The organism is Lacticaseibacillus suilingensis (assembly GCF_016861845.1).
Classification (GTDB): domain Bacteria; phylum Bacillota; class Bacilli; order Lactobacillales; family Lactobacillaceae; genus Lacticaseibacillus; species Lacticaseibacillus suilingensis.
Genome location: NZ_BOLV01000025.1, coordinates 1 through 16431, shown reverse-complemented (window position 1 = coordinate 16431; position 16431 = coordinate 1). Strand labels below are relative to the sequence as shown.

The window sequence follows — 16431 nt, the reverse complement described above, 5'->3', positions numbered from 1 at the left end:
CAGGTGTCTTTTTGTTATCTAAAAAGGGTCTAGCATCTCCAGTGTTGATTACTACCAACACCAAAAATTCTAGACCCTAAACATAGAACATCTCAATCTCGCTGCGGCGAGATTTTTTATTTGGAAAGAATCAAAAACCGCCTACCGCACAATGAAGTGCGGTAGACGGCATCAGTCTAGCGAACGCCAGCCAGCAGTGTGGCGATGTTGTTCAAGGCATCGGTCGCGATTTGCATGGCATCCGGGTCAATCTTGAATGGCGGCAGGGTCTCATCCGTGTAATGCAGGATGGCGGCGGTGCGCGCAATCATGTCATACCAGTTCTGGAATGGCATTTTGTTGATGGCACCAGACACAGAGGCTGGCGCAATTTGGAGCAGTTGGTTGATGACCAGCTTCGTTTGGGCGAAAGTTTCGTCAGGCACCTCGGCCATGTCCGCCGCCTTGGCGGCTAGATGCGCCATGCGGTCAGCGGCATTAAGGACAGGGTTGTTGAAGGGTTCGCTTTGCGTGTTTTGACTTGGGCGATCGTCCAAGAGGTATTTCTGCAAGCCCACCATGGCAAAGAGTTGCAGCTGATCACCGAGTTGACCGCCGATGTTCGGCAGTTTGTGAATGCCAGTGGAGGCGACTTGGTCTGGCCCAAAAATCATCGCGGCGTGACTGACAAAGTCGCTGTATTGAACGCCAATCGTGGTTTTGGAATCCGTGGTCCGGAACATGAAAATCACTTCACGGCCGGTCTGGGCTTTGACGTAAGCATGCAGCATCCGCGCCGCCATGGCCAGTTGTTCATCGGTGATTTCACTGCGCTGGTCCATGACCACCCGCACTTTGGTCGGCTTGCTTGGCAAGGCGTCCAAAATCCGGAGTAAAGCAGCGACATAAGGGTACAAAATGCCGAAGCTCAGGCTGAAGTTACCAGTATCTGAAAGCGGAGAGTACACCGCGTAGGTTTGCGCGCCGGCATTTTTGGCGTGGCGCAGCATCGCTTCCAGCTGGTCGCGGGCTTTGCCGCGGGCCTTGACTTCATCGCCAGGTTGCCAGCCGAACGGATACAGCGTCTGCATGAACGGTACCAACGCCTGAGTGTCATCGGGATCAACCACAGTCGCGCCGATCGACATGTTCCGCTGGTAGTCAGACCCGCCGCCGAATGATTCGTCCATGTATATCATAATGGTCGTTTCCTGGCGGACAGGGTGAATATCAGTGTGATCAATCGTTTGAACGGCGGTTTGACTGGTTGACTTCGGTGTCTGGGTCGTGGTTGCGGACTGAGACGCTGCCGGTTCGGTGGTGTTGCGGGCAAGTTTTTCGGGACGGCGGCCGCGGCGCTGCCGCTCATGATGCTGCTCGTTGCCTTCGCGTTGCGTTTTAGCTTCGGCTTTTTCCGCTACAGCGGGCTTGGCTGCAGGCTGTTCAGTGGCCGGTTTGGCTTGTGCCTGAACTGGCGCGGTTTCTTTAGCTGTTTGCTGGGTACTGCGTTGCCGGCGCCGGTTGGACTTTTGATTGTCCTGGGTTTCCGCTGCCGGACGCACGGGTTTGCTGGTGGCAGCCGCGGTTGCCGCCTGGCTTTGTGCTTGGCGGTGGGCTGGCCGGTTGGCGGCTGGCTTGGCTTGCGCTTGGCTACGCGGCTGGCGCCGGGACCGCTTGGCGGTTGCGGGTTCTGACTGCTTGCTTTGGTCAGCTGCAGCTGCTTTTTGCGGTTGCTGGCCCTGCTTAGCCGACTTGCCAGTTGCCTTCGCCGCTCGTGGCTGGCGCGCCTGCTTTGGGGCAGGCTTTTCCGCCTGCTCAGCTTTGGCCTGCGCTTTTGGAGCGGGTTGGCGCTTAGCTGGTGCTTTGGCCTGCTGCGCGGATTCGGCTTCTGCAGAGTCGAAAATCGTGAAACTGTTCTTTTGTTGTTGGATCGGGTGTTCCTCGATGAACCGGTTGATCTTGAAGGTGATCGGCCGACTCATCGTAGTCTCTTTCAGCGCTTTACGCATGCTGGAAGGTGAAATGCCGATCTGCTTGGCCGCCTGAGTCAGACTGAGATGTTCTTGGGTCATGATCTGCTTCAGTCGGTAAGCTGTCGCTTCTGTCATCTTATGCCTACTTTCTTTGAGAAAATTGTGGTCAAGTTTGACCACTCCCTTTTATTGTACGGCATCGCGCGCAGGATGCACACAGAATTTTCTGAAAAGCGCGGCTGACAGTGGACAGCTACGTCATTTCGTGGGAAACTGGAGCGTCGTGGTTCGCAATCCATCCCACGCTAAAAAACTAGGAGGCATTATTGTTATGAAGCAAAATACCACCAAGGCTTTGGTCACCAATGCGTTGATCGTTGCCTTGTACGTCGTCTTATCCTGGGCCCCAGGGGTGTTCAATCTCGCCAGTGGCGCCATTCAGTTCCGGCTGTCGGAAGCTCTCAACCATCTGGTGGCCTTCGACCGCAAATACCTGTTTGGCGTCGTGGTCGGCGTGATTGTCTATAACGCGTTGTTCTCGCCGATGGGCTGGCTGGATGTGTTGTTTGGCGGCGGTCAAAGCCTGCTGGGCCTAGCCGTCGTGGCTTGGGCCGGTCAGCACCTGCCAAAGGTCTGGCAGCGTCAGGCTTTAGCCATCGTGATGATGACCGTCACCATGTTCCTGATTGCCATCGAGCTCGTGTGGACCGCGCATCTGCCATTTTGGGTCACCTATGGCAGCCTGATGCTGTCAGAACTCGTGATCATGGCCATTTCCGCGCCAGTGATGTATGTGATCGATAAAACCGTGCATTTTGCCCGGTACGTGAATTAAAAGCAAAAAATTAGGGGCTGTGACAAATGTCACAGCCCCTAGATTCACTTCGAATGTTCCAGCAGAGTTACGTGCCAAAAGGCCGGAGCCGAGCATGTAGCTACGCCATCCACTGAGTCCAAAGTGCGGACTTGGTGGATGGCTAGGCTACCTGTCGGCTCCAAAACCGCCTTTTGTCACAGCCCTAGTCAGAATCTTTAGATTTCTTCGTCAATGCGCAGCGGCTGACCGCTTTGCAAATCATCGATCTCCGCTACCCGGAAGCCTTTGCGTTCAAGGCGGGCGACGCATTCGTTGAGCGTGTTTTCATCAATGCCGGCTGGCAACGTGAATAGGGTGCGCCGAACGATTTCGTCTTGCTTGGCATCGAGCGTTAAACAGCCGGAAATGGAAACGTATTTCGCCAAAATCTTGCTCATCGCCGCCAAGTCGCCGCGGGCTCCAGTCGACATCACGGTTAAGACGTAAGAGCCGACATCGATGTTCCAGGATTCAGACAACATGGCCAAAAGCCGCGCGTGGGTCAGGATGCCGTAAAAATTGGCATTTTCATCCAGCACGGCGATGTAAGGCAGGTCTTTGATGTTGAAGAAGACCTTGAAGAACGGGGCATCAATGGGAATGGTTTTTGTGGCGTTTTTTAGCAGGTAAGTCACTGGCAACGTCATATCACCGCCTTGTGACTTGTGGCGATAGATGTGCATTTTATAAATGTTGCCGCGGAAAATCTGCCCGCTTTCGTCGACAATCGGTACACAGCGGAATCCAGAATCCTCAAGCGTCTTGAGCGCTTCTTCAAGCGTGACGGTTTCCTTAACCGTCGTCAACGCGTCCTTTTTCTGGATGAGTGATTTGATGACCATGATGTTTCCTCCAAGCTCCCCAATTTGAACATTAAAACTTTCTCATTCGTCCATAATACCACAGACCTGCGCCGCTGACACGTGCTACTGAGGTGACGTGACGCCATAAAAAAAGCGCCGTGCCGAAGCACAGCGCTCATCAGTCAAATTACTGACGGGTTTCGATGTCGTTCTTGGCGAACGCATCGGTGATAACCTTCTTCAGTTGACTTGCTGACTTGTCCATGGATTCTTGTTCATGGTCGGTCAAAGGAATTTCCAGAATGTTCTGGATCCCGTTGGCGTTGATCACGGCAGGAGAACCGATGAAGATGTCATGCTGACCATATTGGCCGTCCATGTAAACGGACAGTGGCAATACGGCGTTTTCGTCGTTCAAGATGGCCTTAGAAATCCGCGCCAGGGCAGTTGCGATACCATAGAAGGTCGCGCCCTTCAGCTTGATGATTTCGTAAGCGGCGTCACGAACGTTTTCGAACATGTCAACCAGCTTGCTTTCATCGATTTCTGGGTGTTCCTTAACCCATTCAGAAATCTTGATCCCACCGATGTTAGCGTGTGACCAAACAGGGAATTCGGTGTCACCGTGTTCGCCCATGATGTAAGCATGGACCGAACGAGCGTCAACGCCGACCATTTCAGCAATGGACTGACGGAAACGAGCGGTATCCAGAGAAGTACCGGAACCAACCACGCGGTTCTTAGGGAAGCCAGACAGCTTCCAAGTAGCGTAGGTCAGAATATCAACAGGGTTAGCAGCAACCAAGAAGATGCCGTTAAAGCCAGAGTCAACGATTGGGTCAACGATAGACTTCAAAATCTTCAGGTTCTTGTTAACCAGGTCAAGCCGGGTTTCGCCAGGCTTCTGAGGGGCGCCGGCGGTGATGACAACTAAGTCAGCATCCTTGGCGTCGCTGTATTCAGCAGAGTAAATCGTCTTTGGCGTGGTGAATGGCAGCGCGTTGCTTAAGTCGATCGCGTCACCTTTCGTCTTGTCTTTGAAAATGTCAACGATCCCAATTTCCTGAGCGATGCCCTGCAAAACCATTGCATAGGCGTAACTTGAACCAACGGCACCGTCACCAACAAGAATTACTTTTTGGTGATCTTTTTTAGCATTTGCCACGGTGATATCATCCTTTCATATGTGCAGTGTACAATTCATCTTGAAGTATAACACAATTGCTCATGGATGCACGCCTTTCCAGAAAATTTATCCGAGTTACCTTTTGGCTTACCATTTCCGTAAAAGCCGGTCTTGCGGCGTTTTGTGAAACTGTTCACCAAGCCAAAAATGATGAAAGCAACCGTTTTCATAAGCAATTGGATATCATTGATTAAGCGTTTTCAAAGCCTTATTTTCGCAAATGCTCAGCCTCCTTGCCAGGTCTGGTATACTGGATACCGGAAAAGGTGGCCGCAAGTCTCGTGGCCGCTTGCAGGAGGTAACCATGAAAATGATCGTCGGCCTGGGCAATCCAGGCAGTCAGTATGCAAAAACGAAGCACAATATCGGCTTTATGGCCGTAGATGCGTTAGCCAAAAAGTATGACGTCGAGATCCGCAAGCAGGAGTTTAATGCCTTAACCGGCAGTGCCTTTGTTGATGGGGAAAAGGTCTTGCTGGTGAAGCCGCAAACTTTTATGAACGATTCGGGTCGGGCGGTGGGCCAACTCAAAGCCTTCTATCAATTCGCGGCAGATGAGATTTTAATTATTCAAGATGATATGGATATGACCATGGGCCGCTTGCGGCTGCGCCAACGCGGGTCCGCCGGCGGGCACAATGGCATAAAGTCCATCATCAATGTACTGGGCACGCAAGATTTTTACCGGGCCAAAATCGGCATCCAGCATCCAAAGCGGCAAAAAGTCGTGGATTGGGTCCTGACGCCTTTCAGCAAGGATGACCAAATCGCGATTCTAACCGGCATCGACAAACTACAAGACGCTGCGGATGACTGGATTCACGGGCTGGATTTTGCTCAATTGATGAACAAATACAACTGAGTATGTAAGGAAGCCTTAACGGCGTTGCCGGGCTGACTTTGAACGTGCGATAATGCAAACAGAATAACTGCTTAGGGGGCCACCATGCCAATGGTGGCCTTGTGGGCGTGGCATCGTTTTACTTTAAAGGAGCATTTATGGATCTCATTGAAATGATGGCGCAAACGCCAGAGCTAACAACGCTATGGCCCGGCCTTGATGCCGGACGCCATTTGGTCACTGGGCTTGATGGTTCGGCCAAGGCGTTGTTCTTAGCGGCAGCGCTAAGGCAAACCAAGCGCCAGCTGATGGTGGTTGAAAACAATCGGTATCATGCCGAAGAATTAATTGCCGACCTCACTGCCTTAGTGGGGCCTGATTTGGTGTGGTCCTTTCCGGTTGAAGACGTGCTGGCGGCAGAAATTGCCGTCAGCTCGCCGGATACGGTGAATGAACGCATCAACACCTTGAACTGGCTCGCCAGTGGCCAGCCCGGGCTGGTGGTCACCAGTTTAGCCGGCATGAAACGGCTGCTGGTGCCGCAAGCCACCTGGCAGGCAGCAACGTTGACCCTGAATCTGGATTCGGAAGTTGATCCTAAAGCCCTGGCCGCCACTTTGGTCGCAATGGGTTATCAACGTGATCAGTTGGTCACGGCGCCGGGCCAGTTTGCGATTCGCGGCGGCATTATCGATGTTTATCCTTTGAACCAAGACGATCCCATTCGCATCGAGTTGTTTGATACCGCGGTGGATTCTATGCGCCGCTTTGCCATGGACACCCAGCGCAGCATTGAAAATCTAGATCACGTCACAATTACGCCCGCCACGGATTTGATTGCCGGCCCTGAGGTGCTCAAGGCCGCCGGGGCGACGCTCACGGCGCTAGGCACTAAAGCCAAGGCAAAGGCCAAAACCAAAGAAGCCAAGCAGGCCTTGACGAATGGCCTGCTGGCGACCGCGACGCAGCTGGCTAATGGTGAACGACCCGAAGCCCTTGCGCTGTATATGCCGGCGCTCTACCCAGAGCCGGTGCGCTTGGTGGACTATCTGCAAAAAGATGCCATCATTGTTTTTGATGATTACACGCGGCTGTTGGATGCCGATGTTAATTTGGTGCAAGAAACGGTCGACTGGTATGCGGGCCTGGCGGAAGGCGGCCGCATTGCGGGTGAACAGCCCAATGTCACCTTGCAGGCCTTGGATCATCATCAGCGCCGCGCCCATTTGTATTTGAGCTTATTCCAAAAAGGAATGGGTAATGTTCGCCTGAAGTCGCTGACGGCGCTACCGAGTCGCAATATTCAGCAGTTCTTCTCCCAGATGCCGCTCCTCAAAACCGAATCCGACCGCTGGCGCAAGCAGCATTTAACTGTGGTCTATTTGGTGCAGGAACAAGCCCGGATTGATAAGCTCAACCAGACGCTGCGTGATTTTGAAATCGATAGTGTGATCAGCCCTAAAAATGACCTGCTGCCGCAGGTGCAACAGGTCGTGCAAGGGTCGCTGGCCAATGGCTTTGAGCTGCCCAGCGCGCACTTGGTGGTGGTGACCGAGCATGAGCTCTTTAACGCCAAAGTGAAACGCCGCGCCCGTCATCAAACGCTGGCGAACGCCGAGCGCCTGCGCAGCTACACCGAGCTGAAGCCTGGCGATTACGTCGTGCATGTTAACCACGGGATTGGCCAATACACCGGCATGCAAACGCTGGTGGTGGATGGCGTCCATCAAGACTACATCACTATTCTCTATCAAAAAGGCGATCAGCTTTTCATTCCCGTGAATCAACTGCATCTGGTGCAAAAGTATGTCGCGGCGGATGGCAAAACCCCACGCATTAACAAACTCGGCGGCAGTGAATGGCAGAAAACCAAGCGCAAAGTGGCCGCCAAGATTGAAGATATTGCCGATGATTTGATCAAACTCTACGCCGCGCGCGAAGCGGAACCGGGTTTTGCCTTTGCGCCAGATGATGATTTGCAGCGCGCCTTTGAGGCAGAATTTCCTTATCCGGAAACCCCAGACCAATTGCGCGCCAGCAAGGAAATCAAGCACGACATGGAAAAGTCCCGGCCGATGGATCGCTTGCTGGTCGGGGATGTCGGCTTCGGTAAAACTGAAGTCGCGCTGCGGGCGGCGTTTAAAGCCGTCGAAAACGGCAAGCAGGTTGCCTTTTTGGTGCCGACCACGATTTTGGCCCAGCAGCATTACGACACCATGGTGGATCGCTTCAGCGATTTTCCGGTGAAAATTGGAATGCTGTCGCGTTTTCGCACCAACAGCCAGATCAAAGCCACCTTGGCGGATTTGGCCGCCGGGCAGTTGGACATTGTGGTGGGCACTCATCGCCTGCTGTCCAAGGACGTGCACTACCATGACCTTGGTTTACTCATTGTGGATGAAGAACAGCGCTTCGGCGTCAAGCACAAGGAAAAGCTCAAGGCGCTGAAGGCGAATGTCGACGTGCTGACCCTGACCGCCACCCCAATCCCACGCACGCTGAACATGTCGATGCTTGGCGTGCGGGATTTGTCGGTGATCGAAACGCCGCCAACGAACCGCTACCCGATTCAGACGTTTGTCATGGAGCAAAATGCCGGGGCCATTCGCGAAGCGATTGAGCGAGAACTGGAACGCGGTGGGCAGGTGTTTTACCTGCATAACCGGGTATCAGATATCGAACGCACCGTCACGGAAGTGGAAGCCCTGGTGCCCAGCGCCACGGTGGGGTATGCCCATGGTCAAATGTCCGAAACCCAGCTAGAAAATGTCATTTACGATTTTGTCCATGGCAACTTTGATGTGCTGGTCACCACCACCATTATCGAAACCGGTGTGGACATGCCGAATGTCAACACCTTGATCATTGAAGATGCTGACCGCTATGGCTTGTCGCAGCTGTACCAGTTGCGGGGGCGGATTGGCCGGTCCAGCCGGGTGGCGTATGCGTACTTTATGTACAAGCAAAATCGGGTCCTTTCTGAGGAAGCGGAGAAGCGGCTTGCCGCCATCAAGGACTTCACCGCCCTGGGTTCAGGGTTCAAAATCGCGATGCGCGATTTGTCGATTCGCGGCGCCGGCAATTTACTAGGCAGCCAGCAGCACGGTTTCATTGATGCCGTTGGGTATGATCTGTACACCCAGATGCTTGGCGATGCAGTGGCGACGAAGCAAGGCAAAAAGCGGCGCGCGGTTGTCGATGCGGAAATTGATCTGGACTTGGAAGCTTATCTGCCGGACAGCTACGTGGCGGATTCGGCCCAGAAGATTGAGCTGTACAAGCGGGTGCGCGAATCGGCAACGGATGAGCAGGAAGCCGAGCTGCAAGGTGATTTGATCGACCGCTTTGGCGATTATCCTGAGGCAGTAGCGAACTTACTGGCGATTGCGCATCTCAAGCGCTTTGCCGATCAGGCCCAAGTGGCGAAGATCACCCGCAACGAGCAGCATTTGCTGATTCAGTTCACGGCTAAAGCCAGCGGGCAGGTCAGCGGCGAAAAGCTGTTCAGTGCCTTGGCCCACACCAAGCTCAAAGCCCAAGTGGCTAACGACGAGTTGCTGACGGTCACCTTACAGATTCCTAAAACCATGGCGCCAGCGGCTTGGCTGGCGGAACTCACCGCCTTTTTAAAGGCGCTGGCCGGACAACAGGAGGCAGGCGATGGAGAATAATCAATTCAAACATGCCATGCGCGGCGCCTGGGTGCTGAGTTTAGGGGCGTTAATTGCCAAAATCCTCAGTGCCGTGTACCGGGTGCCCTTCCAGAACCTGGTCGGTGATACCGGGTTTTACGTGTATCAGCAAGTTTACCCGTTGTATGGCATCGGTATGACCTTCGCATTATCTGGCTTTCCGGTGTTTGTCTCCAAGCTGGTCGCTGAGGCACCGGATTTCGAGGCTAAAGCCGCGGTGACCCACCGGGCGCGGGTCATCATGACTTGGCTGGGGGTGGGGATGTTTGCCGCGTTAGAGCTTGGCGCAGGCTTGATTGCCAAGTTGATGGCCGACCCTGGCCTCACGCCGCTGATTCAAAGCGTCGGGTTGATGTTTTTGACCATGCCGCTATTGTCAACGGCCCGCGGCTATTTCCAAGGGACGTTTGATATGACCAAAACTGCCGTTAGCCAGGTGGTAGAGCAAGTGATTCGCGTGGCGGTGATTTTGCTCGCGGCTTGGTTTGCTGTGCAAGGCGGCTGGGATGTGTACAAAATGGGCACCTGGGCCATGAGCGGCGCCTTTTTCGGCGGGCTCGGCGCGCTACTGGTGGTGTGGCCGGCTTATCACCGGGTCTTTCGCAAACGGCGCTTTGCGTTCAGCGGCTTTGACCAATATGCCCAGCTGATGACCCGGTTTGTCCGCGAAGGCGGGGCCATTACGCTGTTTGCTGCGATGCTGATTTTGCTGCAGTTGGTGGACTCTTTTACCGTGACCCGCGGCTTGGTGGCTAGCGGCGTCACTCCAGCGGCGGCCAAAGCCTTAAAAGGGGTGTATGACCGCGGCCAACCGCTGGTGCAACTGGGGCTAGTCGTGGCCACTTCGTTTTCGGCGTCACTGCTACCGGCGTTGACTCGAGCGGTGGCCCAGGACCGGCGTACTGCCTTTCGCCGCACAGCGCGGCAACTGGTGCACTTTAACTTTGGCCTTTCACTAGCCGCCGCGGCTGGGCTGATTGCCTTGATGCCAGCGGTGAACCGGCTACTGTTTGGAAGCACGGCAGAAACGCCGGCGCTGCGGATGTATGCGCTCAGTATTGTGCTGGTGGCGCTGATCAATGCTGACAATGCGATTTTGCAAAGCCTCAATCATTTGCGGGTGACGGCGTATGCTTTGGCGGCCGGCTTTTTGGTCAAGCTGATCAGCACGGAATGGTTTACCTTCCGGCATGGGACTTTAGGGGCGGCCTTTAGTACGGTGCTCAGTCTGACCGTGATTTTCGTGGTCTTGCATTTCGCCTTGCCGTCGGTGCTGCGTGGGTTTGATCCGCGGGCGTTTAATCTCAGGTTATGCTTTGTGGTCGGCGTGATGAGCGTGGTGGTGCATGTGGTGGCCACCCACATGCCCTTTGCGACCCGCGGGGATGCGCTGATTTTACTGGTAGTCACCATTACCTTAGGCGTGTTGTTGTTTGTGGTTTTGGCCAGTTGGGTTAAGCTATATACCGTACGGGAAGTGCTTACGATTCCATTCGGGCGGCGCTTCATGAAAGCCTGGCGCAAACTCACCCAGCACCACTAGGCAAATAGAAAGGAATTTTGTTATGCGTTTAGACAAATATTTGAAAGTATCTCGAATCATTAAGCGGCGCACCGTCGCCAAAGAAATCGCCGATAAAGGCCGGATTTCCATTAACGGCAAAGTCGCCAAGTCCAGCAGCGATGTTGCCTTGGGGGACGAGTTGACCATTGTGTTTGGCAATAAAACCTTGACGGTGAAGGTCCAAGGCCTGAACGAAATCACCAAAAAAGAAGCCGCCGGCGACATGTATACGGTGGTCAGTGAAACTTACAAGGAAAGTTATTAAACTGTAACACGGCGGCAGCGAATACTTTGCTATACTGGCAGTAACTAGACAAGCAAGGTGGGTCTTTCGATGCAGCAAAAAATCAGGCCGCTTCATCCCCAGTCAACCAAACCCGCGGCGCCAGCCAAACCAGCCAGTACGCTCCGGGTGCATAAGCGCCGTTTGGGGTTGATGCTGGCAGCGCTCCTGTTGGTCTGCGGCTTTGGGAGCTATCAGCTGGTGTCAACGCATAACGCGATTGAAACGCGTTCGCAGACACTGTCGACGGCGAAGGCAACGCTGAAGCAGAAGAAAACCGAAACGGCAAACTTAAAAGTGAAAATCGATCAGTTGAACAACGAGGATTACCTCGCCAAATTGATTCGGGAACGTTATTTGATGTCGAAAAAAGGCGAAGTGGTCTTCTCCTTGCCGACAACGCAAACCGACACGCAGAAATAGCCGCTAAACCGAGCGGCTGCTGTTGCGTGCCGGTTTTTGCGTGGTATACTTAGAGGCACAATTCAATCAGGAGGACATCTTTTTATATGGCAGTTGAAGTTGGCGAAAAGGTTGCGGGTAAGGTCACAGGCATCACGAATTTCGGGGCCTTCATCGATTTAGGCGAAGGCAAGACCGGGTTGGTGCACATCAGTGAAGTCTCTGATGCTTATGTCAAGGACATTCATGATGTGCTCAGCGTTGGCGACACGGTAACCGTCAAGGTGATGTCGATCAAGGAAGGCAAAATTGGCCTGTCCATTCGCCGCGCGGTTGAAAATGCAGGTGAAGGCCATGCCCACACGGAACATCGGCCCCATGAAGCGCATCATGACGGCGGGCGGCCCGTGCATAGCGGCGGCCGGCCAGCGTTTGCTCCGCGAGGCGCGCGGCCAAGCCGCCCAGGCAAAGATGCGCCAAAGGATGACTTTGACTCCATGATGTCAGGCTTTCTCAAGGAAAGCGAAGATCGGCTGAGCAGCTTGCGGCGTAACACCGAGGGCAAGCGCGGCGGTCGCGGCGGACGTCGCAGCTAAATGGTGCGTTGCCGCAGTTGGAACTTGAAGCAAAGACTGACTTTGCTTCAAGTTCTTTTTTTAGTTCAGGCGACAAGGTGTCAGAATCCGACTTTAGTAGGACGTTTTTCCCAGTCTTGGTATGGTAGGGTAAATGGCACGCGAAGGAGGCCATGATGGAAACAATTGAACGCTACTTGGCCCCATTTGCCTTGCCAGCCGGGACCAAAGTGGTGGTGGCAGTGTCTGGTGGGATTGACTCCATGGTACTCATGCACCTGTTAGCGCCGTTGCAAGGGCATGCCTTACAGCTCACCGTGGCCCATTTTGACCATCAGTTGCGGCCGGAAAGCGCGCAAGAACAGAAGCTGGTGGCCGATGCTGCCGCGGCGCTGCACCTGCCTTTTCGAGCGGGCGCGTGGCCAGCGGCTCAGCATCCCCAAAGCGGCTTGGAAGCGGCCGCGCGGCAAGCGCGTTACGCTTTTTTGACCCAAGTTGCCCAGAATGTTGGGGCGCCAGTGCTGATGACGGCCCATCACGGGGATGACCAAGTCGAAACTGTGCTGTTCCGCCTTGCCCGCACCGGCCATTTGCCGGCGCTGGTGGGGATCAAACCAGACAGCCAGCGCGGGCCGTTGCGGGTGGTGCGGCCGCTGTTGACCATCCCCAAAGCTGAATTGCTGAGCTATGCGCAGTATCACGGCATCCCTTACGCCGAGGATGCCAGCAATCAAGACTTGCATTACAGTCGCAACTTGATCAGACAGCAGGTGACGCCGATTTTGAAACAGGTCAACCCGAGCCTGGTGGCGCATACGGCACGGATGACCCAAGCCCTGGCGGCCACCGAAGCGCTGGCGCAGCGCCAAGTGGCCAGCATGTTGCCGGCGCCTGGCGACACCGTTGACTGGCGCCGTTTTCTGCCTGAAACTCAGGCGGTGCAAGCCATTTTGCTTGAGGCAGCGCTGGCCCGGTGGCACATGGTGTTAACCCCGCGGGTAGCGAGGCAAGTGTTGGCTGCGCTAGCCGCCGATGGTAGTCGCCGCTTTGACTATGGCCAAGGCTTGCAGCTGGAAGCGGCGTATCATGAGTTGCGGCGCGTGGCGACTGCGCCAACACCGCAGGCCGTTTTGCTTGAGACGGCCGAGCAGTGGTACCAGGTGGGTTCGCTGAAGTTAGGCCGGTTTACCGCGCTCCCTGCTCACGCTCAAGCCCTGGCCGTTTTGCCAGCGGGGCCGGTGCTGATACGCACCCGTCAACCTGGCGATGAGCTGAAATTGGCCAATGGTCAGCATCAACTGTTGCGGCGTTATTTTATTAATCAAAAAATGCCCCAAAGTCAGCGGCAAACCGCCTTGGTGGCGGCCCAAAACCACCGCGTTTATTGGGTTGAGGGAATTGATCGCGGTCAATTGTTTCAAGGGTCACAAACTGATATACTGCAAACAGTATTGGCACTTCAAATCGAATGAAATAGGAGAGCAGGTCATGAACGACGACATACTAAAAGTCCTGTATAGCAAGGACGATATCGATGCGATCACCTCACGGCTGGCTGAACAGATCAACCGTGATTACGCTGGCAAAAATCCATTGGTCATTTGTATTTTGAAAGGCGCGATCATGTTTATGACGGATCTCGTCCGCAAAATCGATGACTATGTCGAAATCGACTTTATGGATGTGTCCAGCTATGGCGACGAAACCGAGTCCAGCGGCGAAGTTAAGGTGCTCAAGGACCTCGATACCAGCGTGGCCGGGCGCGACTTGCTCATTGTTGAGGACATTGTGGATACTGGCCGCACCTTGAGCTATCTGATCAAGATGTTCCAGACCCGCAATGCCGCGTCCATCAAGATCTGCACCTTGATGGACAAGCCTGAGCGTCGGATCAAAACTGTCAAGGCCGATTATGTCGGCACCCAGGTCCCTAATGAATTCGTGGTGGGCTATGGCCTTGATTATGCCGAGAAATATCGCAATTTGCCTTACATCGGCGTTTTGAAGCCGGCGGTATATCAAGAATAGGCAAAAGGCCTGACTCATGGTGTATGATTAAGATATAAGGGAAATGTTTCATCTAATGTTGCTGGAGGTTATGCATGAATAAAAAACAAAACGGGCTGTTCGGCAACACGCTGACCTATGTGATTTTGTTTGTGGCCTTGGTCGCAGGCTTTGCATGGTATCTGCGTGGTAATAGCGGCACCCAAACGCAAGAGTTGAGCTCAAGTCAGTTCATCTCACAGCTGAAGAAAGACGAGATCAAGTCTTTCAAGATCCAACCATCTGGCGGCGTTTATAAGGTCTCCGGGGAATACCGGAAGGCTAAAAAAGTCACCAACAGCTCGGCCAATGTCGGCCTGATGACCCAGTCTTCGCCGGCCACGACGAAGTTCTCGTCTTATGTGCCGACGAACAACACTTACATGAAGACCATTGAATCTGCGGCGACGAAGAATAAAGTCACCGTTGATACCGTGGAAGAGTCATCATCGAGTGTTTGGGTCACATTGCTGATCACGGTCCTGCCACTGGTCATCTTCATGGTGTTCTTCTATATGATGATGAACCAGTCGGGGCAAGGCGGCGGCAATGGCCGGGTGATGAACTTCGGCAAGTCGCGGGCCAAGCAGGCGGATAAGAAAGCCAACAAGGTGCGCTTCTCCGATGTTGCTGGGGAAGAAGAAGAAAAGCAAGAACTGGTCGAAGTGGTCGAGTTCTTGAAAGATCCGCGGAAATTCTCCCAGCTCGGTGCGCGCATCCCAGCCGGGGTGCTGCTCGAGGGTCCTCCGGGTACTGGTAAAACGTTGCTGGCCAAAGCGGTGGCTGGGGAAGCTGGCGTGCCATTCTTCTCCATTTCCGGGTCAGACTTCGTTGAAATGTTCGTCGGGGTCGGTGCTTCTCGCGTGCGTGATCTTTTTGATCAAGCCAAAAAGAATGCGCCTTCCATCATCTTCATCGATGAAATCGATGCGGTCGGTCGCCAGCGTGGTGCCGGCATGGGCGGCGGTCATGATGAACGCGAACAAACCTTGAACCAGTTGCTGGTTGAAATGGACGGGTTTACTGGAAACGAAGGCGTCATTGTGATGGCGGCCACCAACCGTTCTGATGTCCTGGATCCAGCCTTGCTGCGGCCAGGTCGGTTCGACCGGAAGATTTTGGTGGGTCGGCCAGACGTTAAGGGCCGTGAAGCCATTCTTAAGGTTCACGCCAAGAACAAGCCACTGGCGCCTGATGTTGATTTAGGCGAGTTGGCGCGCGAAACCCCAGGCTTTGTGGGGGCCGATCTGGAAAACGTCTTGAACGAAGCGGCTTTGGTCGCGGCGCGGCGAGGTAAAACCAAGATTGATGCCAGTGATATTGATGAAGCGGAAGACCGCGTCATTGCTGGGCCAGCCAAGAAGGACCGGGTCATTTCCAAGCGCGAGCGCAGCATGGTGGCTTACCACGAAGCTGGGCACGCGATTATCGGGTTGGTGCTGTCTGACTCGCGGGTCGTGCGGAAAGTCACGATTATTCCTCGGGGTCGCGCCGGCGGTTACGCCATCACGTTGCCGAAGGAAGATCAGTTCTTGCTTTCCAAGAAAGACCTTACCGAACAAATTGCTGGCCTGATGGGTGGCCGGACTGCCGAAGAAATTGTCTTTGGCACCGAATCCACTGGGGCCTCCAATGACTTCGAGCAAGCCACCCAGCTGGCTCGCAGCATGGTGACCAGCTATGGGATGTCCGACAAGTTAGGCACAGTGACCCTTGAATCTGAAGGCGGCCAGCCATTTGTCGGTGGTAGCTACGGTCAAATGCCGGCTTACTCACAGGCGACCGCTAAGGCCATTGATGATGAAGTCCGGCGCATTATTGCCGAAGCCCATCAACAGGCGCATGACATCATCGAAGCGCATCGCCAGCAGCACAAGCTGATTGCTGAAGCCTTGCTGAAGTACGAGACCTTGGATGAAAAGCAAATCCTCAGCCTCTTCCGTGATGGCAAGATGCCGGAAACGGAACCTGAATTCCCAAGCGAAAAGGCGGCGACCTTCGAAGAAGCCAAGAAAGCCTTGGAACAAAAGGATAAGGAAAAGCAGGCCGAAGAAGGCAAGCCAGCCGCTGATCAGGCCACTGATGATCAAGCTACTGCCGATAACGCTGAAGGCACCAAGCCAGATGCAGAGCCTTCGGAAGCCGCAGAAACACCAGAAACACCAGAAACACCAGAAACACCAGAAACACCAGAAACACCAGAAACACCAGAAACACCAGAAACACCAGAA

Annotated in this window: 13 protein-coding genes and 1 riboswitch; of the genes, 10 read left to right on the top strand and 3 right to left on the bottom strand. The window is 54.2% G+C overall.

What is annotated here, in order from left to right:
• Nucleotides 1-176 precede the first annotated feature (176 nt).
• The gene (locus JUF11_RS11765) at nucleotides 177-2087 is read right to left on the bottom strand and encodes a DUF3800 domain-containing protein (protein WP_204119739.1); all 1911 of its coding nucleotides are present in this window, start codon (nucleotides 2085-2087) and stop codon (nucleotides 177-179) included.
• A 142-nt stretch (nucleotides 2088-2229) separates the two neighbouring features.
• Nucleotides 2230-2275: riboswitch (PreQ1 riboswitch) on the top strand.
• An 8-nt stretch (nucleotides 2276-2283) separates the two neighbouring features.
• Here JUF11_RS11765 and JUF11_RS11760 point away from each other — a divergent pair.
• The gene (locus tag JUF11_RS11760) at nucleotides 2284-2787 is read left to right on the top strand and encodes a QueT transporter family protein (RefSeq protein ID WP_204119738.1); all 504 of its coding nucleotides are present in this window, start codon (nucleotides 2284-2286) and stop codon (nucleotides 2785-2787) included.
• A 197-nt stretch (nucleotides 2788-2984) separates the two neighbouring features.
• Here JUF11_RS11760 and cbpA read toward each other — a convergent pair whose 3' ends face one another.
• Nucleotides 2985-3650, bottom strand: coding sequence for a cyclic di-AMP binding protein CbpA (gene cbpA / locus JUF11_RS11755; RefSeq protein WP_125579501.1), 666 nt, complete (start codon nucleotides 3648-3650; stop codon nucleotides 2985-2987).
• A gap of 148 nt (nucleotides 3651-3798) precedes the next feature.
• Entirely contained in the window at nucleotides 3799-4776 is a 978-nt protein-coding gene (locus JUF11_RS11750; protein ID WP_125579502.1) for an L-lactate dehydrogenase, read from the bottom strand.
• Nucleotides 4777-5101: 325 nt separating this feature from the next.
• Here JUF11_RS11750 and pth point away from each other — a divergent pair, with 325 nt between their 5' ends.
• From pth to ftsH, 9 genes are all read left to right on the top strand, one after another.
• Nucleotides 5102-5659, top strand: a complete 558-nt coding sequence (pth, locus tag JUF11_RS11745; RefSeq protein ID WP_204119737.1) for an aminoacyl-tRNA hydrolase — start codon at nucleotides 5102-5104, stop codon at nucleotides 5657-5659.
• A 137-nt stretch (nucleotides 5660-5796) separates the two neighbouring features.
• Nucleotides 5797-9309 (top strand): transcription-repair coupling factor, encoded by a 3513-nt coding sequence (gene mfd / locus JUF11_RS11740; RefSeq protein WP_204119736.1) that lies wholly within the window; start codon nucleotides 5797-5799, stop codon nucleotides 9307-9309.
• The gene (locus JUF11_RS11735) at nucleotides 9299-10873 is read left to right on the top strand and encodes a polysaccharide biosynthesis protein (RefSeq protein WP_204119735.1); all 1575 of its coding nucleotides are present in this window, start codon (nucleotides 9299-9301) and stop codon (nucleotides 10871-10873) included. The genes mfd and JUF11_RS11735 overlap by 11 nt, the downstream gene beginning before the upstream one ends.
• A 22-nt stretch (nucleotides 10874-10895) precedes the next feature.
• Nucleotides 10896-11159, top strand: coding sequence for an RNA-binding S4 domain-containing protein (locus JUF11_RS11730; protein ID WP_125579506.1), 264 nt, complete (start codon nucleotides 10896-10898; stop codon nucleotides 11157-11159).
• Nucleotides 11160-11228: 69 nt separating this feature from the next.
• Nucleotides 11229-11600 carry an FtsB family cell division protein gene (locus JUF11_RS11725; RefSeq protein ID WP_204119734.1) on the top strand — a complete coding sequence of 124 codons (372 nt, stop codon included), beginning with the start codon at nucleotides 11229-11231 and terminating at the stop codon, nucleotides 11598-11600.
• A gap of 86 nt (nucleotides 11601-11686) precedes the next feature.
• Complete coding sequence (locus tag JUF11_RS11720) at nucleotides 11687-12175, top strand: S1 domain-containing RNA-binding protein (RefSeq protein WP_204119733.1); 489 nt, start codon at nucleotides 11687-11689, stop codon at nucleotides 12173-12175.
• Nucleotides 12176-12330: 155 nt separating this feature from the next.
• Nucleotides 12331-13626 (top strand): tRNA lysidine(34) synthetase TilS, encoded by a 1296-nt coding sequence (tilS, locus tag JUF11_RS11715; RefSeq protein ID WP_204119732.1) that lies wholly within the window; start codon nucleotides 12331-12333, stop codon nucleotides 13624-13626.
• Nucleotides 13627-13642: 16 nt separating this feature from the next.
• The gene (gene hpt / locus JUF11_RS11710; RefSeq protein WP_125579510.1) at nucleotides 13643-14182 is read left to right on the top strand and encodes a hypoxanthine phosphoribosyltransferase; all 540 of its coding nucleotides are present in this window, start codon (nucleotides 13643-13645) and stop codon (nucleotides 14180-14182) included.
• Nucleotides 14183-14256: 74 nt separating this feature from the next.
• Nucleotides 14257-16431: ATP-dependent zinc metalloprotease FtsH (ftsH, locus tag JUF11_RS11705; protein ID WP_204119731.1), on the top strand; the 2175-nt coding region annotated here is incomplete at its 3' end.